Annotated in this window: 26 protein-coding genes; 11 read left to right on the forward strand and 15 right to left on the reverse strand. The window is 69.9% G+C overall.

What is annotated here, in order from left to right; all coding sequences use genetic code 11:
• Positions 1–9: 9 nt before the first annotated feature.
• Genes AB0O76_RS36295 through AB0O76_RS36305 form a run of 3 tightly spaced genes read right to left on the reverse strand, consistent with a single transcriptional unit; the run spans position 10 to position 6,505 of the window.
• A complete protein-coding gene (locus AB0O76_RS36295; protein ID WP_365500621.1) occupies positions 10–987 on the reverse strand; it encodes a tetratricopeptide repeat protein in 978 nt (325 codons plus the stop codon).
• Complete coding sequence (locus AB0O76_RS36300) at positions 984–5,504, reverse strand: hypothetical protein (RefSeq protein ID WP_365500623.1); 4,521 nt, start codon at positions 5,502–5,504, stop codon at positions 984–986. The genes AB0O76_RS36295 and AB0O76_RS36300 overlap by 4 nt, the downstream gene beginning before the upstream one ends.
• On the reverse strand, positions 5,501–6,505 hold the full coding sequence (locus AB0O76_RS36305) for a hypothetical protein (RefSeq protein WP_365500625.1): 1,005 nt from the start codon (positions 6,503–6,505) through the stop codon (positions 5,501–5,503). The genes AB0O76_RS36300 and AB0O76_RS36305 overlap by 4 nt, the downstream gene beginning before the upstream one ends.
• A 194-nt stretch (positions 6,506–6,699) precedes the next feature.
• Here AB0O76_RS36305 and AB0O76_RS36310 point away from each other — a divergent pair, with 194 nt between their 5' ends.
• On the forward strand, positions 6,700–7,236 hold the full coding sequence (locus tag AB0O76_RS36310; RefSeq protein WP_365500627.1) for a Pycsar system effector family protein: 537 nt from the start codon (positions 6,700–6,702) through the stop codon (positions 7,234–7,236).
• A gap of 32 nt (positions 7,237–7,268) precedes the next feature.
• On the opposite strand, the gene AB0O76_RS36315 is transcribed toward AB0O76_RS36310, so the two are convergent.
• Genes AB0O76_RS36315 through AB0O76_RS36325 form a run of 3 tightly spaced genes read right to left on the reverse strand, consistent with a single transcriptional unit; the run spans position 7,269 to position 8,875 of the window.
• Positions 7,269–7,967: a Crp/Fnr family transcriptional regulator gene (locus tag AB0O76_RS36315; protein ID WP_365500630.1), complete on the reverse strand. Its 699-nt coding sequence runs from the start codon at positions 7,965–7,967 to the stop codon at positions 7,269–7,271.
• 15 nt (positions 7,968–7,982) lie between these two features.
• Positions 7,983–8,333, reverse strand: a complete 351-nt coding sequence (locus tag AB0O76_RS36320) for a hypothetical protein (protein ID WP_365500633.1) — start codon at positions 8,331–8,333, stop codon at positions 7,983–7,985.
• Positions 8,330–8,875: a DUF6232 family protein gene (locus AB0O76_RS36325; protein WP_365500636.1), complete on the reverse strand. Its 546-nt coding sequence runs from the start codon at positions 8,873–8,875 to the stop codon at positions 8,330–8,332. Before AB0O76_RS36325 ends, AB0O76_RS36320 begins: the two co-directional genes overlap by 4 nt.
• Before the next feature lie 271 nt (positions 8,876–9,146).
• On the opposite strand from AB0O76_RS36325, the gene AB0O76_RS36330 reads away from it, so the two are divergent.
• The 4 genes from AB0O76_RS36330 (at position 9,147) to AB0O76_RS36345 (ending at position 12,854) form a co-directional block, all read left to right on the forward strand.
• A complete protein-coding gene (locus tag AB0O76_RS36330) occupies positions 9,147–10,649 on the forward strand; it encodes an FAD-binding oxidoreductase (RefSeq protein WP_365500639.1) in 1,503 nt (500 codons plus the stop codon).
• Positions 10,650–10,795: 146 nt separating this feature from the next.
• Positions 10,796–11,590: a DUF4239 domain-containing protein gene (locus tag AB0O76_RS36335; RefSeq protein ID WP_365500642.1), complete on the forward strand. Its 795-nt coding sequence runs from the start codon at positions 10,796–10,798 to the stop codon at positions 11,588–11,590.
• Between the two features lie 165 nt (positions 11,591–11,755).
• Entirely contained in the window at positions 11,756–12,424 is a 669-nt protein-coding gene (locus AB0O76_RS36340) for a DUF4232 domain-containing protein (protein ID WP_365500645.1), read from the forward strand.
• A 64-nt stretch (positions 12,425–12,488) separates the two neighbouring features.
• Positions 12,489–12,854: a PH domain-containing protein gene (locus AB0O76_RS36345; protein WP_266864213.1), complete on the forward strand. Its 366-nt coding sequence runs from the start codon at positions 12,489–12,491 to the stop codon at positions 12,852–12,854.
• Here AB0O76_RS36345 and AB0O76_RS36350 read toward each other — a convergent pair.
• Positions 12,832–13,740, reverse strand: a complete 909-nt coding sequence (locus tag AB0O76_RS36350) for an LLM class flavin-dependent oxidoreductase (RefSeq protein WP_365500649.1) — start codon at positions 13,738–13,740, stop codon at positions 12,832–12,834. The two genes, AB0O76_RS36345 and AB0O76_RS36350, sit on opposite strands and share 23 nt — an antisense overlap.
• A 97-nt stretch (positions 13,741–13,837) precedes the next feature.
• On the opposite strand from AB0O76_RS36350, the gene AB0O76_RS36355 reads away from it, so the two are divergent.
• Positions 13,838–14,263 (forward strand): MarR family transcriptional regulator, encoded by a 426-nt coding sequence (locus tag AB0O76_RS36355; RefSeq protein ID WP_360775357.1) that lies wholly within the window; start codon positions 13,838–13,840, stop codon positions 14,261–14,263.
• 13 nt (positions 14,264–14,276) lie between these two features.
• Here AB0O76_RS36355 and AB0O76_RS36360 read toward each other — a convergent pair whose 3' ends face one another.
• A complete protein-coding gene (locus tag AB0O76_RS36360) occupies positions 14,277–15,407 on the reverse strand; it encodes an FAD-dependent oxidoreductase (protein ID WP_365500652.1) in 1,131 nt (376 codons plus the stop codon).
• A gap of 89 nt (positions 15,408–15,496) precedes the next feature.
• Complete coding sequence (locus tag AB0O76_RS36365; RefSeq protein ID WP_365500655.1) at positions 15,497–15,880, reverse strand: nuclear transport factor 2 family protein; 384 nt, start codon at positions 15,878–15,880, stop codon at positions 15,497–15,499.
• A 195-nt stretch (positions 15,881–16,075) separates the two neighbouring features.
• On the opposite strand from AB0O76_RS36365, the gene AB0O76_RS36370 reads away from it, so the two are divergent.
• Positions 16,076–16,978 carry an SGNH/GDSL hydrolase family protein gene (locus tag AB0O76_RS36370; protein WP_365500658.1) on the forward strand — a complete coding sequence of 301 codons (903 nt, stop codon included), beginning with the start codon at positions 16,076–16,078 and terminating at the stop codon, positions 16,976–16,978.
• Between the two features lie 14 nt (positions 16,979–16,992).
• On the opposite strand, the gene AB0O76_RS36375 is transcribed toward AB0O76_RS36370, so the two are convergent.
• From AB0O76_RS36375 to AB0O76_RS36390, 4 genes are all read right to left on the reverse strand, one after another.
• Positions 16,993–17,436: a PIN domain-containing protein gene (locus AB0O76_RS36375; protein ID WP_365500661.1), complete on the reverse strand. Its 444-nt coding sequence runs from the start codon at positions 17,434–17,436 to the stop codon at positions 16,993–16,995.
• Positions 17,433–17,699 (reverse strand): CopG family transcriptional regulator, encoded by a 267-nt coding sequence (locus AB0O76_RS36380; protein WP_365500663.1) that lies wholly within the window; start codon positions 17,697–17,699, stop codon positions 17,433–17,435. The genes AB0O76_RS36375 and AB0O76_RS36380 overlap by 4 nt, the downstream gene beginning before the upstream one ends.
• 982 nt (positions 17,700–18,681) lie before the next feature.
• Positions 18,682–18,960: a DUF397 domain-containing protein gene (locus tag AB0O76_RS36385; RefSeq protein WP_365500666.1), complete on the reverse strand. Its 279-nt coding sequence runs from the start codon at positions 18,958–18,960 to the stop codon at positions 18,682–18,684.
• Entirely contained in the window at positions 18,920–19,768 is an 849-nt protein-coding gene (locus AB0O76_RS36390) for a helix-turn-helix transcriptional regulator (RefSeq protein ID WP_365500669.1), read from the reverse strand. Before AB0O76_RS36390 ends, AB0O76_RS36385 begins: the two co-directional genes overlap by 41 nt.
• Before the next feature lie 136 nt (positions 19,769–19,904).
• Here AB0O76_RS36390 and AB0O76_RS36395 point away from each other — a divergent pair, with 136 nt between their 5' ends.
• From AB0O76_RS36395 to AB0O76_RS36405, 3 genes are all read left to right on the forward strand, one after another.
• Positions 19,905–20,276: an ATP-binding protein gene (locus AB0O76_RS36395; protein WP_365500672.1), complete on the forward strand. Its 372-nt coding sequence runs from the start codon at positions 19,905–19,907 to the stop codon at positions 20,274–20,276.
• A 189-nt stretch (positions 20,277–20,465) separates the two neighbouring features.
• Positions 20,466–20,807, forward strand: coding sequence for a hypothetical protein (locus AB0O76_RS36400; RefSeq protein ID WP_365500804.1), 342 nt, complete (start codon positions 20,466–20,468; stop codon positions 20,805–20,807).
• A 30-nt stretch (positions 20,808–20,837) separates the two neighbouring features.
• Positions 20,838–22,685 (forward strand): alkyl sulfatase dimerization domain-containing protein, encoded by a 1,848-nt coding sequence (locus AB0O76_RS36405; RefSeq protein WP_365500675.1) that lies wholly within the window; start codon positions 20,838–20,840, stop codon positions 22,683–22,685.
• A gap of 5 nt (positions 22,686–22,690) precedes the next feature.
• Here the strand turns inward: AB0O76_RS36405 and AB0O76_RS36410 are convergent, their stop codons facing one another.
• Both AB0O76_RS36410 and AB0O76_RS36415 read right to left on the reverse strand, forming a co-directional pair.
• Entirely contained in the window at positions 22,691–23,317 is a 627-nt protein-coding gene (locus tag AB0O76_RS36410; RefSeq protein ID WP_365500678.1) for a MarC family protein, read from the reverse strand.
• A gap of 26 nt (positions 23,318–23,343) precedes the next feature.
• Positions 23,344–24,258, reverse strand: a complete 915-nt coding sequence (locus AB0O76_RS36415; RefSeq protein WP_365500681.1) for a LysR family transcriptional regulator — start codon at positions 24,256–24,258, stop codon at positions 23,344–23,346.
• Between the two features lie 209 nt (positions 24,259–24,467).
• Between AB0O76_RS36415 and AB0O76_RS36420 the strand changes: the two genes are divergently transcribed.
• Complete coding sequence (locus AB0O76_RS36420; RefSeq protein ID WP_365500684.1) at positions 24,468–25,763, forward strand: SGNH/GDSL hydrolase family protein; 1,296 nt, start codon at positions 24,468–24,470, stop codon at positions 25,761–25,763.
• Positions 25,764–25,790 lie beyond the last annotated feature (27 nt).

Genomic DNA, 25,790 nt, shown 5'->3' on the forward strand with positions numbered 1-25,790 from the left:
CCGGAGAGGTCAGAAGTTCGGTTTCCCGCCCACCTCATCGGCTTCCTCGTCCCGCCCCAGCGCCCGCAGGTTCGCCTCCAGACGACCGCGCGTGCGCTTGGTGGTCGAGTGGTCCCTTCCGGCCGCGCTCTCGAATTTCGGCAGCAGGGCCGCATTGATGGCGCGTGCCGCTTCGTGGTCGCCGAGTTTCTGGAGGGCGTTGGCTACGTTGGCCTCGGCGCCCAGCGTCAGCAGGGAGTTCTCGCCCGATGTCCGTCGGCGCCGCTTGTGGATGTCCCGGAAGCGGGCCAGCGCCTTGCGGAGTTCGCCGAGCCGGAGCAGGCTGCTCGCGAGGTTCCCACTGGCCAGGATCGTCGTCGCGTGGTCCTTGCCCAGGCGTCGCTCACATCGCCGTACGGTGTCCTCGTTCAGCCGGAACGCCGCACGGTGGTCGCCGAGTTCGATCAGGCACACGCCTACGTTGCAGGCCGCGAGGAGCGTGGCGGGATCGTCGTCGCCGAAGGTACTCGACCGCAGGAACAGCACCCGCTCGAAGAGGGGCCGGGCCTTCTTTGCGTCGCCCCCCGCGAACAGGCACGCGGCCAGTCGTTCCAAGGCCCTGAGCGTGTCGTGGTGCGACTCTCCGATCCTGACCTCCCAGTCGCGGTGGACGATCTCCGCCAGGAGGATGCCGGGCGCCGCGCCGTCGGCTTCGTACAGGTAGCAGAGGACCCGGATCAGCAACGCGCGGAAGCGCTCCGGCTCGCTGCTCGGTACGCCCGCCTCGCGCAGGTAGCCGATGAGCGTCTGTACGTCGTTCGTGATCAGTGCGTACGAGCTCCAGGTACGCGGATCTTGATTGTCGAGGGGCGGGAGCGCCGCGAGCCGATCCCTGGCCGCGCGGCACACGGCTGCCAGTTCGGCGGGACCGTCTGCCGGATTCTCGCGGAACAGGCCGATGACGTCCGCGTGCGCCTGCCGCACCGCGGGGTCGACGGGGTGCGTCATGACGCCCGCCTCCGGTCCGTGGTGCCGGTGGCGGCGAGTTGCGCCGGCCGTATGCCGTCCACGACTTCGGGTGCCGTGCCCTGCGGCGAGGTGCAGGCGAGACCGCGGGCGATGGCCGCGCCGAGCGTGGCGCCCGCGTCGGCGTCCCATGCGTCGATCAGGGCGTCCGGGACATGTTCGAGGAGCGCCATGGCGAAGGACCAGTTCGTCGAGGTGACTTCGTAGAACTTGCGCAGCGCGACCGCCGGGGCGCGCTCAAGGAGGGCGGGGAACAGGCGGGCGGTGGCATCCCGGGGGATCCACGTCTCGCCCGGCCAGGCGAACTCGCAGCGTTCGGCTTCACGCAACAGGCCGACGGGATCAATCAGTTCACCGATGACAGGCGCGGCCACCAGGGCGGCCAGTGCGTCCAGGCCGATCGCCGAACCGTCCCCGGCCTTCGCGACGATCTCGGCGGCCAGCTCACGGAGTTCGTTGCGGTTCTCCGGCCTGGCTTCCGCGCCGAACGCGAGCAGTTCGGCCGCCGCGGGCAGCGGCCCGGAGTCCAGCATCCCCCGCAGCCGCCGCGCGAACGCCGGGCTGAGGGGCGCTCCGGGAGCGGGTGTCACGAGGTCGATCGCGGCGGCGTAGATCGGGTCGTCGATGCGCACGCTCGCCGCGCGGAAGGCGTGTCCCTGCACCTCGCGGGCGATCCGGTGCTCGTGGTGCGCGGCCGCGGCCGCCGCGCTCTTGGCCATCTCGTCGGTCGGGTGCAGTCCCCGTACGGGGCTGAGGTTCTGGAGATGGAGCTCGCCGAAGATCTGCGGGGGGCGCCTCCCCTCGATCGCGTCGGCGGCATACACCTCGGACGCCCATGCGCGCCTGGAGTGCTGATGGGCGATGGACAGGTAGGGCAGCTCCTCGACGGCCAGCATGTCCGACTCCCGGCATCCCAGGGCGCGCACCGCGAGCTCGAAGCAGACGCGGTGGTCGGGACGCGCGTACGCCCATGCCTTCTTGTCCGCGTCATCCCCGAGGGGAACCGTCCACCGGTAGCGCGGCAGTTCGCTGAGCGCGCGATCGATCTCCTTGGAGAACGCCTCCGCATCGGGGCCGTGGTGGGACGCGCTGCCGGGGCCGTGCGCGGCCCGGTGCAGGTCGGCGAAGCCGATGGCCCGCTCTCCGGGGTCCGCGATCGACTGGATGAGGGCACCCGCCCGGGAGAGGTCACGCTGTGCGAGGCGCACCGCGAGGCGGCGTATCGCTCGGGCCATGCTGCTGTACGAGCCGATCTCGACGGCACGTACGACGTCGGCCGGATCGCGGTAGAAGTGCGCTCGCGCGCGGGCGGCCCAGTCATGGCTCAGGTTGAACAGGGCCGTGAAGCCGTGGATGTTCAACCGTTCCAGATCGTGCCTGGGAGCCGGTTCGAGCGACTCGGGCGAGGAACTCACGAAGGTCGCGCTGTCACCGCCGCCGCCACCGAGCGGTACGGGCCGCTCCCCGCTCCTCAGCATCTCTTCCAGAAGCACGGCGGCCTCGGCACTCTCGCCTCGGGCGACATGGACGTGGGCGATGTCCGCGAGGAGCGAGTACCGGTCGCGACCGACGACCTCCTGCTCCGAGCCCGCTCCGAGGTGCTCCGAGCCCGCGGTCCCGTCCCTGGCGTCGCGCCGCCATGACCACTCGTCGGACCAGGCGGTCCGGGCTATCCCCCGCGCCATCTCTGCCGCCCGGCCGAGATCGTGCCCGGCCATGCGCCGTGCCACCGCGGCCAGCTGGTCGTCACGCTCGTCGCTGCGCCATCCGTACGCCCGTGGATCGGCGGGCGGCGCCGGGACGGCGGCATGGACGCGCTCGACGATCCGCAGTTCCTCCGCCGGGTCCCACTGCCCCAGAGCCCTCATGACATCGAGCTGCACCCAGTCGCCGCTCGCCCACGCGCGATACCGGTCGACGAGAGCCCGCGCCCGCTCGGGCTCCCCCCAACGGGTCCACAGCCCCGCACCGGCGAGCGTGGCGCGGTCCACATGACCGTTGATCACGATCGTGTCGAGGCGCGCCAGCAGAGAGCGGGCGGTGGCCCGGTCCACATCCCCCAACACACCGGCTGCCGCGACCAGTTGACGGCCGAACCTGTCGTCCTGCGCACCGGCTTCGAAGACCTGCGCGCGCACCTCGGCGATGAACCACCGGCCGGTGTCAGGATCGTGGGCCGACCACGCCGCGGCCAGTCTCGCCAGTGCCAGGAGGCGGTCCGCCGCGCCCACGCCCGGCAAGGACGCCTCGGCCGCCCGCAGCAGCTTGAGAGCCGTCGCGGGCTGGTCGGCACGCTCCGCCAGGTCCAGACAGTCCGCCCAGCGCTCGCCGCCGATCCGGCCGATGAGGGTGCGGGCCCTGTCCATGTCCTGCCCGGCGGCGGCGAACGCGGCGGCGCGGTACACGTCGTCCGGCGCCGCCTCCGGCGCGGCGTCGGACCTCCGCGGCGACATCTCCTGCCCGTGGCGCCAGAGCCGCAGGGCGCGTTCGAGGTCGTGCGGCGCGAGCAGCCGTGCGGCCACCTCGATCCCTGCCCGTGTGTGGTGGTCGCGGCGGTCGCCGGTGCTGCTCAGCGGGATCGTCAGCGCGCACTCGACAAGGAGGTCGAGCAGTTCGTCGTACGAGGGGTCATCGGGGCCGGGACGCGCGTACCGCAGGACCTCCGCGAAGGCCTTGACCTGCCACAGCGACGGCGCGATCCCGGCCGCGTGCTCCAGCGCCTCCTTCAGGCGTCCCGTCCGGGCGAGCAGGCCGAGCGCACGGGGCGGCAGCGCGTTGCTGGACTGCGCGGCCTGGTGACGTACGACGCCGAGATACGTCAGGACGGACAACCCGGAGGCGACGGAACCGCTGTCCGCCACGTGGTGGGCTATTCCGTCCACCAGTTCCAGAAACCTGGCCTCAGCTCCGAACTCGGTTCTGACGGCCCGCCGCAGACCCGGACAGACCAGGTCGACGGCCTCGGCGGAGAGGACCGGGCCCGCGTTCAGTACGTGGGCGACGAGGTGGGCCAGGCCATAGCGATCCACCCGCGCCCACTCCACCTCCGCCCAGTTCGGCGCGGCGCCGCGATAGTGCCGCGCGATCTGTTCGTGCCATCTCGCCTCGTCGATCCAGCACTCCGGGTGCTTCTCGCGGGCTTCCTGTCCGACGAGGAATTCACTGATCGAGGTGTGGAAAAAGGCGATCCGGTCGCTTCGGCGGTCGAGCAGCCAGCGCAGGCTGCCGAGCACCTGCTGCGCGGGCGCCTCTCGTACGGGCGTACCGGACAGGGCGGAGAGCTGCCCCTCGGTCAGCGCCTCGCGCGCCACGGTGAGGATGCCGATGATCGGCAGCCCCACCCCTTCCCAGCCGACCGACTCGCCCGCTCTCCCCCTCCCCCTGGGCCGTGGCGTGAGTTCCTCGCGGACCAACTCCACGAAGAATCCGTAGAGGCCGGTCAGCTGTCCCGGTACGCCGTTGAAGACGAGCAGACGGTCGACAAGCTCCTCGTCCCCCTCTTCGGCGGCGTCATTCAACGCCCGTGCGTACGTGGCCAGATACAGAAAATTCCCGGCGGCCCTGCGCACGGCGTACCGCTTCGTACTGCCCGGGAGGTTGCCTCGGGCCCGCTCGGCGGCGATGACGGCATCCGTTTCCAACACCCGGTCCGCGTACGCGTGAAGATCGCCCACGACCTGGGGCGATCCGGCGTCGATGACGACATCCGTGAGCCGCTCCTCGCGGGCCGAGCGGAAGAGCCGGAGCCCGGAGTGCGGCCGCGACGTCATGACGACCTTTACATTGGCGGGCAGTTCGGGAGAGCGGGCCAGCCAGCGCAGCAAGCCCTTCCTGGGCTCGGTCGTGTCGTCGTCGGCTATCTCGTCGAGCGCGTCGAGCAGGATGACGATCCTGGCCTCGGGGTCCTGTGCGGCGAGGACCTGCGCGGGCCCGATCAGCGCGAGGTGCGCGAGGTTGTCGGGGTCGAGGAGCCGGGGCTCCAGATGGGCCGTGCCGATCTCGACGCCGACGGCCGTGCCCGCGACGGCGCCGATCCGCTGCTCCACCTCCAGGGTGGCGGTGCGGTGGAACGGGGACACCTTCAGGTCCTCGATCCTGATCCCGACCACGCGGCCATCGGCCTCGACGGAGTCGATGTGCTGCTGGACCGCCACCGCGAGGCGCTCCGGCTCGAAGAGATCCGGGTGCACGCGGGCGAGCTGATGCCCGATGGCAAGGAGGAAGGACTGGATGTCGCCGCCGGTGAGTGCGGTGCGGCTGTCCCGCCGGAAGAAGTAGCGGAGCCGGTCGGGGCGGGCCCGTGCCATACCGGCGAGCAGGCTGGTCTTGCCCGCTCCCGGCTCGCCCGTCACCAGGACGTACTGGCCGCGTTCCGACTCCAGGGCCCGCTCGATCTCGTCGTACAGCCACTGACGCTCGACGAAGTCGGCCTCTGTCCGGGCGCGGACCACGTCCTCGAAGGCGCGTACGCCGCCCGTCCGGGCCCGGCCGGCGGTCACTTCTCGCCTCCGGCGGTGCGGATGTCCACGCCGACGACCGTTCCGCCGGCCTCGACGCGGCCGATCTCGGCGGTGCTCTCGATGGTGCCGCCGATGGCCTGGTCTGTGCGTACGCCGGCGGCGTACCCAGCGACGTCGTCCGCGATGAGCTTTACGCGGACTGCGGGTAGGGCGGCTGCGGATTCACGCTGCGTACCGTCGGCATCGTCGGCACCGTCGGCACCGTCGGCACCGTCGGCTTCGGTGGCATCGGTGGCATCGGTGGCATCGGCAGCCTTTGCGGTCCCCTGCCGGGGCGGCCGCGGGCCAGGGGCCGCCTTCGGGCCGTCGCCAGGCTTCCCGTCCGGGTCCGGACTCCGCTCCGGGCCCGAGCCCGCCTCCCCACTCGACCCCGCCTCCGCATCCGCCCGCCGTACGCCCCCGCCGCCCGGCACCCAGATCCACGCCTCCCCCCGGTACTCCTTCTCCTCGATCCGCACCTGCCGGAACTCGTCCCTGCGCAGGCTGGTGTACGCCTCTCCCCGTACGACGTCGTGGAAGACGACCGCCGAGACCGCGACGGCCAGGCAGGCGTCCGGTGCCTCGGCCAGAGCGGTGCGCAGGGCCTTGGAGTCGAGGATGCGTCCGATCTCGACCGGGGCCGAGCCGACGAATCCGTTGGCGCCCAGCGAGGCCGGGCCGAAGTGGACGGCCGCCCGCAGCCGGAGCCAGGCCTGCCGCACCCGGTTGTGGTTGAAGGCCCGCAGCCCTGCGTCCAGGCCTCGCATGAACGCGTCGACCAGGACGGGCTCGGCGGCGTCCGCGTCCGCGGGCAGCACCGCGAACAGCGAGTCCCCGCCCTCCTGCGTCAGCCACCGCGCACGATCGAGCCCGGCGGCGTCTGCCGCCTCGCCCGACAGCCGCGTGATCGCCTCCTGGAACTCGCGCTGCGTCAGCACATCGGCGCGGCCGTAACCCTCCGCGTCGACCGCCAGCAGCAGCCTGCGCCCGAACTCTCCCATGCCGCCCCGCCCATCCTGACCGTTCCTTGCCATGACACCACTCGGGTTACACACATTCGTACACCCGCGCACCGCAGTGAACCCTGTGGAAATACGGATTGCAGAACCCACAGAAGTGACTGGTTCTGTAAGGGAGTTCGCGTCCTACTGGAGGGAGCAGAGGGAACACGCCCTTGCCGACCGGAGGAACGTCCATGGCACCGACCGGACAGATCATCACCGGCAACCGCCCCGCCCAGTACATGTTCACCGCGCTGCAGACGACTCACCAGCACGCGGACGCCAAGGCCGGAATCCTCTCGGCGGCGCAGGCGGGTCTTGCCGTCACGGCGGGATCGTGGAGCCGCCGAGCCGTGGTCATCTGCGAACAGGGCGGTGTGGCCGCGGTGGTGGCCGGGGCGCTGCTCGCGCTGTTCGTCTGCGGTCTGATCGGTGGCGCGGTGAGCCTGGCGGCAGCGCTGAGCCCGCGGCTGCTGCGGGGCACGGATGTCAACCGGTACAGCTTCGTGCACCTGGCCGCGGGCCCCGACATCCTGCCCACCACTCCCACCACCACCGAGGACGCGCGCCCCGACGAGGCCGCGGATCGCCGGGAGTTGTCGCACACCGTGCGGTTCCTCGCCCATGTCGCCGTACGCAAGTACCGCTGGCTGACGGCGGCGGTCGTGTGCACGGCCGTGATGGGCGTGAGCGCGGGCCTGAGTGTGACGTTGCAGCCGGTGCTGTTGTGAAGAGCCGGCGCCGCTGTGAAGAATCGGCCCGGCTACGACAACTCGCCCGACAGATCGCCGAGTTGTCGGAGGCTCGGCAGGTCGCGGATCGTGGTGGAGCGGTAGCCGGTCTCCAGGAGGCCCTCGTCGCGGAGTTCGCGCAGCACCTTGTGGATGGTCGTCTCGGCGGCGCCGACGAGCGTGGCCAGCTCCGGCTGCGTAAGTCGGCAGCCGATGACGACTCCGCCGTTGCGGGCGGATCCGTAGGACGCGGCGAACTCAACCAACAGCCGGGCGAGGCGCACCTTCGCCGGATATCCGCGGAAGTCGAGGCGCCGCCGGTTCGCCCAGCGCAGCCGGTCGGCGACAATGCCGGTCAGCGCGATGGAGACCTCGGGGCGGCGCAGCTGCAGCTCCCGGAATTCGCCGGTCTGCAGCACGCGGGCGGTGACCGGACCGCAGGCGGTGACGGTGGCCGAGCGCGGGGCGCCGTTCATGGCCGCCATCTCGCCGACCGTGTCCCCGGCGGCCCTGACCGCGAGGAGCGAGGTCTCGCCGTTCTCGACGCTCGCGGTGACCTTGACGAAGCCGGAGAGGAGGAGCAGTACGTGCCGGTCGTCCATGCCCTCGCGGAGCAGTACGTCACCGGCGTCGAACCGGACTTCGGTGCCCAGACCGAGGAGTTCCTGCCGCGCCGCGGGTGACAGCATCCCCAGCAGACTGCGGGCGGGCCACTGCTCGGGCTTGGACATGGACCCCAAGGTAGTTCAGGCACCGCCGATGAGCGCGAGGACCCGTTGGATCGCCGCGACCACGGGGGCTCCGACCTCGCCGACGACCGTCGCGACCCCGGCGATGGCGGCCAAGGCGCGACGCAGGGTACCCGGATCGACTTCGCCGCCGGGGGCGGTTCCGGCACCGATGGTGTTCAAGGAAGCGTCGATGACCTGTCGGTCCTCGGCCGAGATCTGCCCCCGCAGCACTTGAATTGCCTGCATCATTTCCCTGAAGGCCGCCTGCGGGTCGGCAGGCACCCCTTGGTTCTTGATGATTCCGGTATTCCCGACCCCTCCGGTCTGCGTGACCGAGTCCCCATAGTGATTGCCGCCGTTGCTCAATTTCCGACCCTCTTCCCCGTATTACCGACGCCACCGATCTGATTGATCTTGTCGCCGATGTGGCTGTTGTAGTAATTGGTGATCTCGGTCCGGAAGTTGGCCTGCGGATTCGATATCGCGTCCGTGATCTGATAGACGAGCCCACCCACCTCGCGTGGGTCCGCGCTGACCAGCACGGCGCGCGGCGTTCCCGAAGTCTCGATCACCAGCGCGTAGTACGTCCGCATCGCGAGCACCAGGAGCAACTGGATGGTGAAGGCGGCGGCCAGGACAAGCACGACGATGGTCACGCCGCGCATGACGTCCTGCTCCTTGCCGTAATCCCCGTCGGGCCATTCGACCCTGTCGCTCACGACCACGGCGGCCACCGTCAGAATCGCAAGCGTCAGGACGTACCTGAGAAATCGCCACACGGCCGCCTTGCGGTCGGGTTCGATTCTGATCGTCGTCGCCCGGGCGATGTTGTGCAGCGGATATGCCTCGCCGCCGACCCAGAGAATCCCTCGAACCACTTGAACAACAATGACCGTACGTTTGGCCATGCTGATCCCTCCCCCGAAGCGGACATGGTCCGCCGTGAGGGAGAGCATCCTCTCTAACGGCCATTGCTACAAGGGAATTTGAAGAGTACGACCCGGTTGAGGTACACGCGGAATCCCACCTTCCCTGACGGGCAAGGAGATGAGGCGGGCATTTGCGTGAACCATGCACGCGTCCGGAGTGTCAGGGCAGGTCGGTGTACCTGTGGCGGCTCACTCTGGAACGACGCGATGCGGGGCCGTCCCGCAGACCACCGCTGGAACGAGACCCATCATGCCTCCCACTCGTCGAGCCGTCCTGCGCTCCGGTGCGCTCGCCGCCGCCGGGGCCGCGCTGCCTCTGGGATACGCCGGCCGCCCGGCCACGGCCGCCGCGCCGTCCCGTACGGATCAGGCCGCCGAACCGGCCGCATGGCGCGAGCTGCGCCGGAAACTGAGCCCGGCCGCACGGCTGTACCGGCCCGGCCACCAGGACTACGCCTCCCAGGCGACGGCCGACAACCAGCGGTACGCCGACGTCCGCCCGGCCGGGGTCCTCGCCTGCGCCACCGAGGACGACGTACGAACCGCGGTCCACTGGTGCGCCGAGCACCAGGTGCCGTTCGTACCCCGCTCCGGCGGCCACAACTACGCCGGCCACTCCACCACGCCCGGCCTGGTCCTCAGCCTCCGGCCGATGCACGACGTGGAGCCGCGCGGGCGGCGGCTGCACCTGGGCGGCGGCGCCACCAACTCCGACGTGTACGCGGCCCGCGACGCGGACCTGTACTTCCCCGGCGGACGCTGTCCGGGCGTCGGTGTCGCCGGCCTCACCCTTGGCGGCGGCCTCGGCTTCAACGACCGCAAGTGGGGCCTGACCTGCGACCGGCTCACCGAGACCCGTGTCGTCCTCGCCGACGGCACCCTGGTACGCGCCACCGAGGATGAGAACGCGGACCTGTTCTGGGCGTGCCGCGGCGGAGCGGGCGGCAACTTCGGCATCAACACCGCCTTCGTCTTCGACGCCGTACCCGTCGACCGGCAGCGCGCCACCGTCTTCGACCTCTCCTTCCCCCTCACCGCCGGACCTGCCGTGGTCGACGAGCTCCAGCATCTCCTCGACACCGACGCCTCGGGCGACCTCGACGTACGCATCGGCTTCAAGCACGCCGGCGACGGCATCGCCGCGGTATGGGTGCTCGGCCAGCGCCTGGGCCCCGAGGACGCCCTGCGCCGCATCCTCACCGGGCTGCTGAAACTCCGGCCGACCAAGACCTTCATCGAGGAGCGCGGCTTCTGGGCGGCCCAGGACCACCTCATGGAAACCCCCGGTGCGAAGGACTGCTATGCCTCCCGCTCCCTCGTCCCCGACCGGTGGATGACCACCGACGCCGTCGCCCACATGACGGAGTGGACCCGCACCTGGCAGCCCGGCCCCGCCCAGGCGACCGGCTACCTCACGCTCTTCGCCATGGGCGCCGCCAACTCCGCACCACGCCCCGACGAGACCGCCTACCCGCACCGCGCGGCCACCTTCGTCATCGACATCGGCACCCACTGGAAACCCGGCACCCCGCCCGGCCAGGTCGACGCGCTCCTCGACCAGACCCGCGCCATCCACCACACCCTGCGTCACCGGCTACGCACCGACACGGCCTACGTCAACTTCCCCGACCCCGACCTGCGTAACTGGCAGCACGCCTACTACGGCACCAACAACACCCGCCTGGCCGAGATCAAACGCCGCTACGACCCCGCCGGCCTCTTCCGCCACCCCCAGGCCATCGGCACGCACTGACAGCGGACACGCGCGAGGCAGCCGGAGGAACCGGACCCCCAATGGGGGTGATGATCACGACCCGAGGCGTGACGGCCCCGGGCGGCGGCCGCGAGGTGCCTAGGCTCGCGGCCGGCCCCACTGGACTCCGACCCGGGAGACGCACCGTGGCCCTGTGGCTGCTCAACCACCTCAGCACCCTCGCACTGACCCTGTTGATCGTCGGCGGCACCGTCCTTCTGGCGGTGGCAGGAAGCCTGCTGGTCCGCAGCCGGTTTCCGAGGCTGGCCGAGGGTGAGCACAACGAGATGGTCGGCGTGGTGCTCGGCATGTTCGGCGCGATCTACGGGATCATCCTCGCCTTTGTGATCGTGACCCTGTGGACGCAGCTGGAGACCACCCAGGCGGTGGTCGCCGCCGAGGCCACGGATGCCGCGGTGATCGTGCGCGATGTGGGCGCGTTCCCCGAACAGGCGGAGACCCACGTCAAAGAGGCCGTCGGCCGCTACCTCCACCACGTGGTGGAAGTGCAGTGGCCGAACATGCGGACCGGCAGGATGACCCTCTCCTCGGGGTCGCAGATGCAAGGAATCTACGACGCCCTTCAGAACTACGAACCCGTCACAGAAGCGCAGAAGACCTACTACGCGGAGGCGGCCGACAGTCTCGACGACATGACCACCCAGCGCCGGGCCCGGCTCACGATCGCCGGCCAGGAACTGCCGCTGCTCCTCCAGGTGCTCGTCTTCGGCGGCGCGCTCGTGATCCTCCCGATGACCTTCCTCTACGGCACGCGGAGCCGGAAGATGCAGCTGATGTTCGTCGCAGCGGTCGCTGCGCTGATCGGATTCAGCCTGCTCCTCGTGGTGGTTCTCGACCGTCCCTTCGCCGGAGACCTGAGCGTCAGCCCGGAGCTCTTCCAGCAGGGGAAGCTCGAACAGTTCTGGCCGTCCCGCTCGTAGGACTACGGGCCGGTGGTGGTCCTCCGCTGTGCCCGCGTGCTCGCAGCGGCGCGTTAGCGGGACGTCAGCCCGACGTGAGTCGGACGGCAGCGGGCCTCGGCAGAGTGGTGTTCACCGCGGGGACATCGCCGCGGAGACCCAGACCACCGCACGGGGGAACTCAGCATGCGTACCAACCGAATCCGCGCCACCGTCCTCGCCGCAGCCGCCACCGCCCTCGCCCTGGGCCTCACCGCCTGTGGCAACGATGGCAACAGCGCCAAGGGCGACAGTGGCAAGAGTGGCAAGAGTGGCGGCACCACCGTCGGTGACTCGAAGGGCTCGGAGAAGTCCGGGGAGTCCGGCAACTCCGGTAGCACCGTGCAGGCCGACAGCGGGAAGGGTGACGGAGCCGCCGCCAGCGCCCAGCAGCCCTGCAAGGGCGACGAGTTGTCGTACTCCGTACTGCACCGCTTCCCCGCCGAAGAGGGCGAGCACCTCCTCATCACCGCGACGAACGCCGACACCAAGCCCTGCTGGGTCACCTCGTACCCGTCCGTCATGCTCGGGGACACGACCACCGTCCTGCCCCATTCCTCCAAGGACGCCGACGGCGGCACCGCCAAGGTCACCATCAAGCCCGGCGGCAAGGTCTACTCCGCGGTGAGCCTCTTCACCGACGGCGACAAGACCAACGCCTCCTCGAAGCTCTCCCTCGCCCTGCGCGACCAGACCGGCGACACCGGTCCGGGGTACGACAACGAGGCCTTCGACGGGAAGGGCGCGCCCTCGGAATTCACCTGGGACACCGCCGAGGTCACCAACTGGAACACCGAGAAGCCGTACGACTTCTGACCCCGTTACAGTCGGATGATCCCGCTGGACAGGTCCAGCGGGGCCAACCACATGGGGGATTGTCATGGCACTGTTCGGGAACGCGCACACGATCAATCCGGGCAAGGCGCAGCAGGACTACGCGCGGCTGCTCGGGCACGGTGAGCAGGTGCAGGCCGCGTATCTGCTGATCCGCGACACGATGCTCTTCACCGACCGGCGGCTCGTCCTCGTCGACAAGCAGGGGATAACCGGCAAGAAGATCGAGTACCACTCCGTCCCGTACCGAAGCATCACGCACTTCGCCGTCGAGACCGCCGGGCACTTCGATCTCGATGCCGAGCTGAAGATCTGGATCTCCGGCGGCCATGAGCCGATCCAGAAGACCTTCACGAAGGGCGTCGACATCTACGAGGTGCAGGCGATCCTCACGCAGTACGTGGCCCGGTAGCCGCCCGCACCGCCGGGACGATCTCCTCGGCCCAGCGGCCGAGCGAGACGTCCAACGGGGTGTCGCCCACCGGGAAGTGGATGATGCCGGACGCGCCGTGTTCGAGGATCGCGCCGGTCAGTTCCTCCGTCCACTGGGCGACCGAGCCGCCGAGCCAGCGGCCTTCGGCGTCGCGGGTGGTGGCGAGCGGGGTCTCGGTGATGACGCCGGGGATGTTGTAGACCGTGGCGATGTCCTCGGGGGAGCGGCCCGCCGCTGCCGCCGCCTCGTCGATGACGGGGCGGGACTCGCGGTAGCGGGGGCTGAGCCAGTCCGCCGCGTGGCCCGGGATCCAGCCGTCGGCCACCCGGCCGGTCGCGGCGAGGGACTTCGGGCCGACCGAGCCCGTCCAGACCGGGGCGGCCGCGGCGGCAGCCGGTTCCAGGCCTGTGACCTGGTAGAACTCACCCTCGAAGGTGACCGGTTCGCCGCCGCCCGACAGGAGTTTGACCAGCGTGATCGCCTCCTCGAAGGCGCGGACTGCCGCCCCGGGGCCAAGGCGCGGCGTACCGAGCCGGGTGATCTCGTCCCAGAGGCCGCCGACGCCCATGCCGAGCACGATCCGGCCGCCGGACAGCGCCGACAGCGAGGTCACCGTGCGCGAGAGCATCGGCGCGGGGCGGCTCGGCAGGTTCGTCACGCTCACCAGGCCCGCGATGGACTCGGTGCGGCCGAGGATGAAGCCCAGCTGGGCGTACGCGTCGAGCCGACCGCCGTAGTAGGGATGGTCGGAGACCGTGAAGAGGTCGAGCCCCGACCGGTCCGCGCGGACCGCGAGCCGCAGCGTCTCCTCGATCTCGTCCACCGCGGTGCTGATGCCGACTCCGAAACGCGCCATGTCACTCATGTCGGTCGATGCCTTTCTCGTGAGTAGTTCGTGGTACGAATCTCATCACGCCGCCCTGCCGTATTCTGAGGCAATGGGGAATTCCGAGGGTGAAGAGATGAGGATCGCGACCGCACTGGTGCGCTCCTCGTTCCTGGTGAACGCCGTGTACGCGGAGGCCGCCCGGGAGTACGGCATCACCGCTCAGCAGGGGCAGTTGCTGTGCGTGTTGATGGGCCGGCCGCTCGGGATGAGCGAGCTCGGCACCATGCTCGGGCTCGCGAAGTCGAGCCTCACGGGGCTCGTGGACCGCACCGCCCAGCACGGGCTCGTCCGGCGCGAGCCCGACCCCCGGGACGGGCGGGCGGTCCAGGTAGTACTCACCCCGAAGGGCCGCGGCGTCGTCGAGCCGTTCTACGCCGAGACCTGCCGCCGCGTCGACGAGCTGCCGGTCGGCTTCAGCGAGGCCGACCGCGCCAAGCTCGTCGAGCTCCTCGCCCGCGTGGTGCGGGACAACAAGGTCCCCGCGGTCTTCGCCGACTGAGACGGCCCCTGGGTCACGCCGTGCCGAACAACTCCGCGAAACGGCCCGCGAAGAGGTCCTTGCCCTTGTACTCGCTGACCGCCTGGGCCGGCAGGACGGTCGGCCCGTCCGGCGTCGGCACCTGACCCACACCGCCGTCCGGGCCCAGCGGGAGCAGGACCGAGGGAGTCGGCGCAGGGGCGTAGGCGGCCGTGGGGCCCTCGCCCCGCAACTGGGCGGTGATGTTTTCCGCGATCACTTCGGCGTGCTTCATCGCGTACCCGGCCATCTTGGCCTCGGCGATGGCGGTGAGGTCGCCGAGCGCGTAGATGTGGTCGTGGCCGATGACGTTCAGCGTCTCGGTGACTTCGACCTGCCCCTGCGGGGTGCGGGCGGCGGCGAAGGCCTCGTCCCCGAGGTAGCCGCCGTTGACGCGTACGCCGTAGCAGCGGAACCAGAGGTCGGCGGTGACGGAGCCGCCGGTGGTCGTCGCCACGGTGAAGGTCTTCGTACGCCCCGGCTCCGACGGCGGCTCCTCGGCAAGCGCGGTGCCGAGCCGCACATCAACCTCCAGGGCGTCGAGTTGGCGGTGCAGCTCCTCGCGCACCTCCGGCAGGAATCCCGGCATGAGCTGCTCGGCCGGGTCGATGACCGTCACCTGCTTCTCCGGCCAGACCGCCTTGATCTCACCCGACAGCTCAAGCCCGACGGGTCCGGCGCCGACGAGCAACACCCGCTCCGCACGCGACAGTTCGTCATGCGTCGCATGAAGACGCTCAAGCGCCTCGCTCGTCACGTCGGTGTCCGTCTTCGCGGGGAAGGGGTATCCGGAGCCGGATGCGAGGACGACGTAGTCGGCGTCCACTCGGGCGCCGGAGGCGAGGGTGACTCCTGCGACGTCCACCGATGCCGCCCGCTCCCGTATGACCTTGCCGCGCCGCAGCAGCCTGTCGTACGGGAAGAACATGTTGTCGCCCGCCCAGTCCGGCTGGACCAGGGCCCGCAGCGATCCGGCGGCGTGCACGAAGGCGTCCTTGGGCTCGATGAGGATCACGTCGGCCTCGTCGTCCAGGGCCTTGGCGACGGCGGCGCCTCCGTATCCGCCACCGATGACCGCGACGGTACGACGGCTGCCGGCCTGTCCATCACTTGTTGCACGACTCATGGCTCTCGCTCCTGGTAACCCGAAGAAGAAGTAGTTCGTCCCACGAACCATATTAGTTCGTGGGACGAACTGCAATCGGGTCAGGCCGATCAAGCCGCCGGAACGCGGTCCAGGAATCCGTGCACGGTGCGGATACGGCCGTCGTCGGCGAGCGCGATGACGTCGAAACCGGCGACGGGAGCGGAGCCGTCAGCCACCGACACCAGCTCCCAGCCGAAGCGCGCGATGTGGTGGTTGCCGTCGACCGCGCCGGTCTGCCGGAACTCGAAGCCGGGGAACTGCTCGTGCGCCCCGGCGATCACGGCGGCGATGGCGGTGTGCCCGGTGACGTCGGCCAGCGGGTCGGTGTAGCAGCCGTCCTCGGTCCAGGCGGCGGCCACGGCCTTGGCCACGTCATCGACGCTCGTGGCGTTCCAGGCCTCGAAGTAGCGGGCGACGGCGGTCTCGTACGCGGCGGTGTCGTGTGCGGTCATGGGAATCGACCTCCTGTGAGTCAGTAGCCAACCGGCTTGGTGTGGCGATGAGTTGAGCTTGCCGGGTGGCTCGGCACGGGTCGATTACGTCCGGGGTAATGCGGCCCCCTGCGGACGGTGCCCGGTGTCTTCTCACACGGGTGCGACTGTGCTTGCCTAGGTGACCCTTTCGGTCGCTGGGGCGGGAGTTGACGTATGCGCAAGCCGTGGATCGGTGGGGTCATCGCCGGTGTGCTGCTGCTCGGGGCGTGTGGCGACCCCGGGTCCGGCACCGGGGCCGCGCCGGCCGACGCCCCGCGCGCCGAACCCTCCGAGCTGCCGCCCCCTTCGACCACCCAGCAGCGGGCCGCCGAGAAGCCCCGGCCGAAGGCCCCGAAGGTGCTTTACCTCGGGGACTCCCTCGCCATGGAGAACCAGAACGTCCTGGGCGGACTCCTCCGCGACGAACTGGGCGCGGCTTACCGCAGCGCGCCCTACTCCGGCACCACCCTGTGCGACTACCTCGACGACACGGGCAAGGACTCCCTCGTCCCCGACAAGCACAAGGCGGCCGCCCTGGTGCGCGCGGAGCGGCCGGATGTCGTGGTGCTGCAGTTCTGGGGCAACGCGTGGGGCTATACGCCGTGCATGGACGGCATCACGTACGACAAGCAGCGCGAGAAGTACTTCGAGCGGTACGCGGCCGATGCGGAGGCGCTGGCCGCGCAGATCGATGGGGCGGCAGGTGCGGACGGGCCCCGTGTGGTGTGGGTGCTGCAGGGCCCCGACCCGATCACGCCGGACCGCGTGCGGCGTGTGAACGGCATCTACGAGAGGCAGGCGCGGGCCTCCGGCGGGCGCGTGGCCGACGCGGGCCGCGCGGTGGCCCCGACGTCGGGTAGGTACACCTGGGTCGAGAAGCTGCCGTGCACGGCGTACGAGCGGGAACACCCGGAGTACTGCACGGATTCTGGCCGCACGGCCCTGCACCGGGCGGACGACTACCTGCACTTCTGCCTGGCACCGACGACACCCAAGTCCCGGCCCTGCCCGACGCGTTCACCCGGTATCCGCAGGATGGCTGCCGAGATCACGCGGGCCGTGGCGGAGGTGTCCTGAGCCCCGGACGGACGTCAGAGGGGAAGGTCGTCCGGCAGAACGCGGAACGCCTTGTGCCGACCGAGCGGGCGTACAGCACGGAAGTCGCGGCGGTCCAGGGTGAGGATCGCGTCGGTATCGAACTCGGCGGCGAGGGCCACGTTCACCACGTCGGTGAGGTCGAGGTCGAGTGACCGGTAGCGGGCACGTACGGACTGGGCGATGCCGAGGTGGTCCTCAGTGATCTCCGGGGCGACTACCCTGCCCCGGCGCATCCAGCCCCGGATGTCGTCGACCGCGCTGATGGCGGCCTCGCGGCCGAGTTCACGGGTGGCCACGTGGTCGAGCTCGGCGAGCAGCAGCGGGGACATGACCAGGAGTCCGGCGGACATGATCGCTTCCTGCGCGGCCTCGCACTCGGGGTGCGTGGAGTCAAGTGCGGCCAGCAGGCCTGAGGTGCCGGCGACGACGATGATCACGCGGCACTTCCGGGTTCGGGCTCGGCTTCACGCGTCACTGCGTCGGCCACGGCGTCACGGACCTCGCTCTTGGCCAGGGTGCGCCCCGACCCCGCGAAGGTCCGGGAGAACAGCGGCTCGTCCCAGACGCGATTGGCCATGGCGGCGAGATGGATGCCTTGCCGGATGATCTCGGCCTCGCTTATCCCCCGGCGCTTGGCCGCCTCCTTGATGATCGCCAGGTCCTCCGGGTCGGCGTATACGTTGGTGCGCTTCATAGACATGTACCAAGGGTAGCCCATGTACCAGTTTGATGTATGTTTCGGCGGCTTTGCTGGGCCGGTGCTTGATTGGCGCCGGGGCCGCCCGGTTGTCCGGAGAGTGGCGGTTCCGGGCTGGGAGTCAAGGGCGCTCCGCTACGCTGCGCGTCGGCTTCGCCGATTCCGCTGCGCTCCACCCTTGACACCCACCCCTCCACCGCGAGAAGCGAGATGACCGGGCGGCCACGAAACGGGGCTCACGGGGCAGCGGGGATGGGTCATCCGGCTTGAGCGCCGGGTGCGGACTAGTTCGTTTCACGTGCCGTCCGTCCGGCTGGAGGGGTGCGCGGCCGCTCCGGGATGGGTCCCGGCTTCGTCAAGCGGCTGCGGACCGGCCCTTGTGGGTGTGGGCGCGGGTGTGGGTTTGCTTCGGGTTCGGGTTCGCGGGGAGCCGTGCCGTGCCGCAACTGGCAGTCCGGCGGGGTCGGACTCGATCGGGCGGGTCGGCGCGGGTGTGGGCTGGGGGTGGGGGACCTACTTTGGGAAAGTTGTGTTCTGGCACAAGGGGGGCGCGCGGGATTCGAAACGCAACTTTGCCAAAGTAGGTCCCCCACACCCCCCTCGCCAGCCAGCCCCGGGGGTCAACTGGCCACCGGCTTCAGTGAGTTGCACACCTGACACCCGGCGCCCTCGCCCCGGAAGATCCGGTCGGCGGACGCTTGACGAAGCCGGGACCCATCCCCGAGCGGACCGCGCGCACCTCTCACCCGGTGCGCTGTAACGAACAAGTCCGCACCCGGCAGGAAAGCCAGATGGCCCGACCGGTGGTCCCCGTGAGCCCCGCTTCCAGGGCCGCCCGGTCGTCTTCCCTCGCGCAGTGGAGGGGCGGGTGTCAAGGGTGGAGCGCAGCGGAATCGGCGCAGCCGACGCGCAGCGTAGCGGAGCGCCCTTGACTCCCGGCCCGGAACCGCCAATCTCGGGACAACCGGGCGGCCCCGGCAACTGACTACCTCAGGGCGCCGGTGGCTGCCGCCTGCACGAAGCTGGCGAAGGCGCCCGGGGCAACGGTGAAGGCGGGGCCTTCGGGGTTCTTGCTGTCGCGGACGGCCACCGTTCCCTCGCGGGGGGCGATTTCGATGCATTCGCCGCCGGTCCCTCCGCTGTAGGACGACTTACGCCACGCCGTGCCGTTGAGGGGGGCGCATTCGATGCAGTCGCCGCCGGTGCCGCCGCTGTACGTCGACTTACGCCACAGGGCGTCCGTCAGCCTCTGGTTGGTCCCCATACCGCTCCTCCATTACGCGGGCGATCAGCGCCGCCGACGCCTCCACGGAGAGGGCCGCGGCCTGCAAATGATCGTAACGGTGGGCGCAGTCCCTGGTGGTCTCTGGATTGGCGAAAACGTGGGCGGAGCCGTAGCTCTCGGCGTAGGTGATATCCGGTTCGCTATCGAACCTCAGGACATTGAACGAGCCTACGGTTGCAGGGTGTTGAGCCGCATCGAAGGGGAGGACTTGGATGCGGACATCACGTCGGTCCTGGAAATCCAACAGGTGCTGGAGTTGGTATCGCATGACCTCGCGGCCACCGAACGGCCGGTACAGCACCCCCTCGTCCAGCACCACCCAGACCAAAGGCGGGCGTTGACGGCTCAGGATGCGCTGGCGCTCCATCCGCGCCGCGACCGCTTCCTCAACCTTGTCAGACCACCCGGCGCGAAGTACTGCCCGCGCGTAACTCTCTGTCTGCAACAGCCCGTACACCAACTGGCACTGATACGTGGAGATGTACGTAGCCCGAGCCTCCATCTCCGCGTACGCCTGGAACCAATGCGGCAGCTGACTCTTCAGAACCAGCCCCACCAACCGCGAAAACACCCCATCAGTCCCCAGCGCCGCATCCACCCGCTCCGAGAAATCCCTCGTCGGCACCTTCTTCGCTGTCTCGATCTGGCCGACCAGAGACGCCGTACAGAAGATGCAGCTCCCCAACTGCCCCTGCTTAAGGCCCGCGGCCTCGCGCAGGCGGCGCAGCTCTGAGCCGTAGTAGTCCAGCGGCGACGCGCTGGGGTCGAGGTCGCGGATGTTGACCATACGAGGGGCACCCCCAAAACCAACGCCCTGCGGCGTGCAGTTCATGTCGTAGCCCAGCGTAATCAAACAACTCCACGCTGGTGACATGAATCACGTAACTCCCCCTCCACCCCTGCCAGTTCGCGGCACTTACCGCATGAGCCTCACGCTCGGTGAGCACTCCGCACGGCATCTGCGGTTCATCCTCCGGGCCTATCTGGGGAGTTGGGGCATGGCAGAGCTCCGGGACTCCGCCGAGCTGGCCCTCACCGAGCTCGTCGCCAACGTCGTACGCCACGTGCCCGACCGCCACTGCGAACTCCTCATCCTGCGCCGCCCGCAGGGCCTCCGTGTGGAGGTCAAGGACCGTTGTCCCCGCCTGCCCATGCAGGGCAAGGGCGAGGAACTGGCCGAATCCGGGCGGGGGTTGATCATCGTTGCTGCGGTCACCGACCGGTCCGGGTTCCTCGCGGAGCCGGACGGCACCGGAAAGACGGCCTGGTTCGAGTGCGACGCCAAGAGCCAGTGAGCGTGGCCGTCACTCGAACGGGCCAGGCCCGGTCGCGGTCGAGCCGGGGGCGCCCCAGGCTCGGACACACCCGTACAGACTGAAAGAGGGGCCATGAGCAGCGGCAGCGCGTCCAGCAATCCCACGTCCGGAGGCGGCGCGCCCCGCCGAGGTGCCAGCGCCGAGAACATCTGGGCTTCCGGCGGCACCATGTTCGCCGGTGTCCTGATGCTCCTGAACGGCGTCCTCGGCCTCCTCGAAGGCATCGCCGCCGTCGCGAAGGACGACGTGTACGCCCGCATCGGGGACTACGTCTACAAGTTCAACCTCACCACCTGGGGCTGGATCCACATCGTCCTCGGCATCCTGGTGGCGATCGTCGGCTACGGGATCCTGAAGGGCACGTCCTGGGGCAGGGCGAGCGGTGTCGCGCTGGCCACGGTCTCGGTGCTCGTGCAGTTCCTGTGGCTGCCGTACCAGCCCGTGTGGGCATTCATCTCCATCGCGATCGGCGTCTTCGTCATCTGGGCGCTGTGCACGGACGCACCCTGACCTCGCCGCTCCGTCGAACGGAACCGCACCATGAGTGCCAGTGCCAGCTACCCCGCGAGCAACCTGCCCTTCGACGACACCGCCGACTTCGAGAACGCCGACCGCGGGTTCCTCGGCGCTCTCGTGCCGGCCGTCGTCAGGGCCGACGACGGGCGGGTCGTCTGGGACAACGACGCGTACCGGTTCCTCAGGGGCGACTGCCCCGACACCGCCAACCCCAGCCTGTGGCGGCAGGCCCAGCTTTGCGCCCGGCAGGGTCTGTATGAAGTCACTGAGGGGATTTACCAGGTCAGAGGGCTCGACCTGTCGAACATGACGCTCGTCGAGGGCGACCGCGGCGTCATCGTCATCGACCCGCTGATCTCCGCCGAGTGCGCGGCCGCCGCCCTCGGGCTCTACCGCGAGCACCGCGGGGACCGCCGCGTCACCGGCCTCATCTACACGCACTCGCACGCCGACCACTTCGGCGGCTCGCGCGGCGTCCTGCCGCGCGGCATCGGCGACGGCGTACCGATCCTGGCGCCCAAGGGGTTCCTGGAGCACGCGGTCAGCGAGAACGTCTACGCGGGCCCGGCCATGACACGGCGCGCGAGCTTCATGTACGGCGACCGGCTGCCGAAGTCGCCCGACGGGCAGATCGGCGCGGGCCTGGGCATGACCACGTCGACCGGAACCATCACACTCATCCCGCCCACCGTGGACGTCACCCGCACCGGCCAGGAGGAAGTGGTCGACGGCGTACGCATGGTCTTCCAGCTCACGCCGGGGACCGAGGCGCCCGCCGAGATGAACTTCTCCTTTCCCGACAAGCGCGCCCTGTGCCTGGCCGAGAACGCCACGCACAACATGCACAACATCCTGACCCTGCGCGGCGCGGTCGTCCGCGACGCCCGCGTCTGGTCCCGCTATCTCGACGAAGCCATCGGGTTCTTCGACGAGACGTACGACGTCGCCTTCGCCTCGCACCACTGGCCGACGTGGGGCCGGCGGAACGTGGTGAGATTTCTTGCGGAGCAGCGCGATCTTTATGCCTATCTGCACGACCAGACGTTGCGCATGCTCAACCAGGGCCTGACCGGCGCCGAGATCGCCGAGGAGATGCGGCTGCCGCCCGCCCTGGAGCGGGCCTGGCACGCGCGCGGCTACTACGGCTCGGTCAGCCACAACGTGAAGGCGATCTACCAGCGGTATCTGGGGTGGTTCGACGGGAATGTCGCGCATCTGTGGGAGCATCCGCCGGAGGAACTTGCCCGTCGTTATGTTGAGTTGGCCGGTGGGGCGGATGAGGCGCTGGTGAAGGCGCGGGGCTACATCGACGGCGGTGATCTGCGCTTCGCGGCCACGCTCCTCAACCACATCGTCTTCGCCGACGCCGGGAACGCTGCGGCGCGCGAGACCCTGGCGGGCGTGTACGACCGGCTCGGCCGCGGCGCCGAGAACGGGCCCTGGCGCAACTTCTATCTCACGTCCGCCCTCGAGCTTCGCCAGGGCGCCGGGTCCGCACAACTCGACCTGTCCAACCCGGAGGTGGCAATGGCGCTCACCACCGAGCAGCTCATCGACTCGATTGCGGTCAGGATCGACGGGCCGCGTGCCTGGGACGACAGCTTCACGATTGACCTCGTCCTCACCGACGAAGAGTGCCGCCACCGTCTGACCCTGCACAACGGCGCCCTCACCCACCGCGACACCCCGTTGGGCGAGTTCCCGCACGCGTCCGCGGGACTGACGCTGACCCTCACCAAACCCCAACTCCTTGACGTACTCGCCGGGAAGGGCCTGGGCAGGATCATGACCGAGGGTGATCCGGAGCTCCTTGCCCGCCTCTTCTCGTACGTGACGAAGCCGAACACCTCCTTCGGCGTGGTCACTCCCTGACCGCGTCACTCGCGCTCCAGGCCGGGCACCCCTAGCTCGTAGAGTCCGTCGAGGAACAGGTCCACGCCGACGGCGGCGAGCAGCAGGCCGAGCAGCCGCCCGAAGAGTTCGACGGTCGCGTGGTGCGTGCCGCGCAGGAGGCGGGCCAGGACGATCACGCAGACCAGGTCCACGGCGATCACGGTGACGTACGCGCCGACGACCGTCGACCGCCACGACCAGGAGTCACGGGCCGCCGCCTCGATGAGCACGGCCGTCATGGCGAGCGGACTCACGGTGTACGGCATCAGCAACTGCCGTACACCGCTCACGAGATCGGGCGTGTCCTGGTCCGAGCCGTCCGAGCCCAGGTGGAGTCCCAGGACAAGACCCACGGCGTAGATGAAGAAGATGAGGCCGCCCGCGAGCCGGAGCGCGGGCGTGCTGATGTGGAAGAGGTCGAGCAGCCACGGCGCGGTGATCCCCGCGATCAGGCCCACGAAGATGGCGGCACCCGACGAGACGAGGGCGATCCTGCGCAGCTCGGCGGTCGGATGGTTCTGCGCGAGGCCGCCGAAGGCGAGCAGCACCTTGGGCGGGCCGACGACGGAGAAGAACGTGATGAATGCGGCGGAATAGCTCAGAGCGTTCACATATGGAATCTTCGGTGCAATTCCGGCTAGAACGGGGCCGGACCGCCGTTCGCCGCGACCGTGTCGCGGACCGCCTCGGTGAACGCGTCGATGCGCGGATTGGAGCTTGCGGTCGCTGTGCGCCAGATCAGTGCGACGTCCGCCGACGGGACGTCCATCAGCGGTACGAAGGTGATGTCCGGCCGCGCGTAGTACTTCTCCACGGACGCCGCCACCGGTGAGATCCCCTGCCCCGTCGCGACCAGCGTCAGCATCTCCTGGAAGCCGGCGACGGTACGGCCGCGGCGGATCGGGCGGCCGCTTGGCGTGCGGGGTGGGACGTGGAAGTCCCACCAGTAGGCGGGGGCGCCGTTGACCACGCCGAAGAACGTCTCGTCCGCGAGCTCCTCCAGGGAGACGCTCGCCCGCCCGGCGAGGCGGTGGCCGAGCGGCAGGGCGAGCGCGCGGGGTTCGTTGATGACGACGGGGCCGACGGTCAGATCCGGCTCCTCGACGGGCAGGCAGGTGAACAGGACGTCGACCGCGCCGCCTCTCAGCGCGCCCAGCGGGTCCTCGTACTGGCTCTCCCGCATCCGCACCTCGCAGCGCGGGCAGCGCTGCCGGAACGTCTCCAGGATCGCGTTCGTCAGCGTGCCCGCGCCCGAGCCGAGGAAGCCGATGGTCAGCTCGCCGTCGACGCCGCGCGCGTGGTCCTTGGCGCGGGCGAGCGCGGCCTCCATCTCGCGGTGCAGCGGCGCGAGATCGTCGTACAGCTGACGGCCCAGGGGAGACATCTGCACCCTGCGGCTCGTGCGCTCGAAGAGCGGGGCGCCGATCTTGCGCTCGATCCGCTTCACGGTCTGGCTGACGCGGGCCTGGGAGAGGAGGAGACGCTCGGCGGTGCGGCCGAAATGCAGCTCCTCGGCGAGCGTGAGAAAGGTTTCGAGCTCCTGCCGCTCCACGTTCCCCCCAGGTGAACCGCTGTTGGACCGCTTCCGGACCGCTTCCGGACCGCTTGCTAGACCGCTTCTGACCTGCATCGATAAGTCCGGCCGCGGTAATCGTTTCATGGATCGCCGTTGATCGGGCGGGGATGTCGGCGGATCTTTGAGGAGTCCGGTCCTCGGACTCGGTTGTTCCTCGTTGTTTCCTCAACTCCCCGGAGATTTCCATGCTTTCGCGTACCCGCAAGTCCGCTGTCGCCGCCACCGCCGCCCTCGCCCTGACGGCGGGCCTCGCCGTCACCGGCGCGCGGGCCGCCTCCTCCGCCGGTCACGAACCCCGCAAGGAGGCCGCCTGGACCGCCGCGTGGGCCGCGTCCCCGCAGCGCGCGAGCACCGGCTTCAAGCCGAACTGGTCGGAGGACGGCTTCTCCGGCCAGACCCTGCGCCAGGTCGTCCGCGTCACCGAGGGCGGCGACAGAGCGCGCATCCGGCTCTCCAACGCGTACGGCACGTCCCCGCTGCACATCGCGGGCGCGACCATCGCCCGTACGAAGAAGGGGGCCGCGGTCGAGGAGGGCTCGATGCGGCGGCTCACCTTCGAGGGGAGGCGGTCGGTTTCGATCCCGGCGCACGGCCAACTCTCCAGCGACAAGGCCGGGTTGGACCTGAAGGCGTTCGACTCGGTGACCGTCACGCTCCACCTGGCCCGGACGACCGGTCCTGCCACCTTCCACTCGCAGGCGTTCGCGACGAGTTATCGGGCGGAGGGTGAGCACACCGGGGACACGGGGGCGTCGGCGTTCGACGCGTCGACGGAGTCCTGGTACTTCCTCTCCGGGGTCGACGTGGGCAGCGCCAAGCCCCGCCGCGGGGACGGGAACGGCAAGGGGGACGGGATCGTGCTCTTCGGCGACTCGATCACGGACGGCTTCGCCTCCACGACCGATCGCAACCGCCGCTGGTCCGACGCGCTCGCCGAACGCCTCGCCGATGAGGGCTCACCGCGGCCCGTGCTCAACGCGGGCATCGGCGGCAACCTCGTCCTCAACGACTCCGCCTGGTACGGCGAGCGGGGCACGGCGCGGATCGGGCGCGACGCGCTGTCCCTGCCGGGGGTGGGCACGGTGATCGTCCTTTCGGGGCTCAACGACATCGGCTTCAGCGAGAGCGACACTCCTACGTACAAGCCCGCGCCGAAGGTCAGCGCGGCGGAGCTGATCGAGGGCCACCGGGCGCTGATCCGTGCGGCGCACGCGAAGGGCGTCAAGGCGGTGGGCGCGACGCTGCTGCCGCTGGGCGGCTCCGACCACTACGGGGAGCGGGCGGCAGCGGTGAGCGAGGAGTTCAACGCCTGGGTGCGGAGTTCGGGCGAGTACGACGCGTACGTCGACTTCGACAAGGCGCTGGCGGACCCGGCGGACCCGGAGCGCATTGCTCCGGAGTACGACAGCGGCGACCACCTGCACCCGAACGATGCGGGGTACCGGGCGATGGCTGCGGCGGTGGACCTGGCGGTCCTGTAGAGGCGGCCCTGTAGAGGCGGTCCTGTA

Source organism: Streptomyces sp. NPDC086554 (assembly GCF_040686095.1).
Taxonomy (GTDB): Bacteria; Actinomycetota; Actinomycetes; order Streptomycetales; family Streptomycetaceae; genus Streptomyces.

What these genes read in the sequence shown, in the direction of transcription:
- AB0O76_RS36370 (WP_365500658.1), top strand. Translation starts at nt 16,076, where the DNA reads ATGCGCAAGCCGTGGATCGGTGGGGTCATCGCCGGTGTGCTGCTGCTC.
- AB0O76_RS36390 (WP_365500669.1), bottom strand. Translation starts at nt 19,768, where the DNA reads ATGGTCAACATCCGCGACCTCGACCCCAGCGCGTCGCCGCTGGACTAC.
- AB0O76_RS36355 (WP_360775357.1), top strand. Translation starts at nt 13,838, where the DNA reads ATGAGGATCGCGACCGCACTGGTGCGCTCCTCGTTCCTGGTGAACGCC.
- AB0O76_RS36340 (WP_365500645.1), top strand. Translation starts at nt 11,756, where the DNA reads ATGCGTACCAACCGAATCCGCGCCACCGTCCTCGCCGCAGCCGCCACC.
- AB0O76_RS36385 (WP_365500666.1), bottom strand. Translation starts at nt 18,960, where the DNA reads ATGGGGACCAACCAGAGGCTGACGGACGCCCTGTGGCGTAAGTCGACG.
- AB0O76_RS36305 (WP_365500625.1), bottom strand. Translation starts at nt 6,505, where the DNA reads ATGGGAGAGTTCGGGCGCAGGCTGCTGCTGGCGGTCGACGCGGAGGGT.
- AB0O76_RS36395 (WP_365500672.1), top strand. Translation starts at nt 19,905, where the DNA reads ATGAGCCTCACGCTCGGTGAGCACTCCGCACGGCATCTGCGGTTCATC.
- AB0O76_RS36405 (WP_365500675.1), top strand. Translation starts at nt 20,838, where the DNA reads ATGAGTGCCAGTGCCAGCTACCCCGCGAGCAACCTGCCCTTCGACGAC.
- AB0O76_RS36360 (WP_365500652.1), bottom strand. Translation starts at nt 15,407, where the DNA reads ATGAGTCGTGCAACAAGTGATGGACAGGCCGGCAGCCGTCGTACCGTC.
- AB0O76_RS36315 (WP_365500630.1), bottom strand. Translation starts at nt 7,967, where the DNA reads ATGTCCAAGCCCGAGCAGTGGCCCGCCCGCAGTCTGCTGGGGATGCTG.
- AB0O76_RS36400 (WP_365500804.1), top strand. Translation starts at nt 20,466, where the DNA reads ATGTTCGCCGGTGTCCTGATGCTCCTGAACGGCGTCCTCGGCCTCCTC.
- AB0O76_RS36420 (WP_365500684.1), top strand. Translation starts at nt 24,468, where the DNA reads ATGCTTTCGCGTACCCGCAAGTCCGCTGTCGCCGCCACCGCCGCCCTC.
- AB0O76_RS36380 (WP_365500663.1), bottom strand. Translation starts at nt 17,699, where the DNA reads ATGTCTATGAAGCGCACCAACGTATACGCCGACCCGGAGGACCTGGCG.
- AB0O76_RS36350 (WP_365500649.1), bottom strand. Translation starts at nt 13,740, where the DNA reads ATGAGTGACATGGCGCGTTTCGGAGTCGGCATCAGCACCGCGGTGGAC.
- AB0O76_RS36365 (WP_365500655.1), bottom strand. Translation starts at nt 15,880, where the DNA reads ATGACCGCACACGACACCGCCGCGTACGAGACCGCCGTCGCCCGCTAC.
- AB0O76_RS36295 (WP_365500621.1), bottom strand. Translation starts at nt 987, where the DNA reads ATGACGCACCCCGTCGACCCCGCGGTGCGGCAGGCGCACGCGGACGTC.
- AB0O76_RS36325 (WP_365500636.1), bottom strand. Translation starts at nt 8,875, where the DNA reads ATGGCCAAACGTACGGTCATTGTTGTTCAAGTGGTTCGAGGGATTCTC.
- AB0O76_RS36330 (WP_365500639.1), top strand. Translation starts at nt 9,147, where the DNA reads ATGCCTCCCACTCGTCGAGCCGTCCTGCGCTCCGGTGCGCTCGCCGCC.
- AB0O76_RS36345 (WP_266864213.1), top strand. Translation starts at nt 12,489, where the DNA reads ATGGCACTGTTCGGGAACGCGCACACGATCAATCCGGGCAAGGCGCAG.
- AB0O76_RS36310 (WP_365500627.1), top strand. Translation starts at nt 6,700, where the DNA reads ATGGCACCGACCGGACAGATCATCACCGGCAACCGCCCCGCCCAGTAC.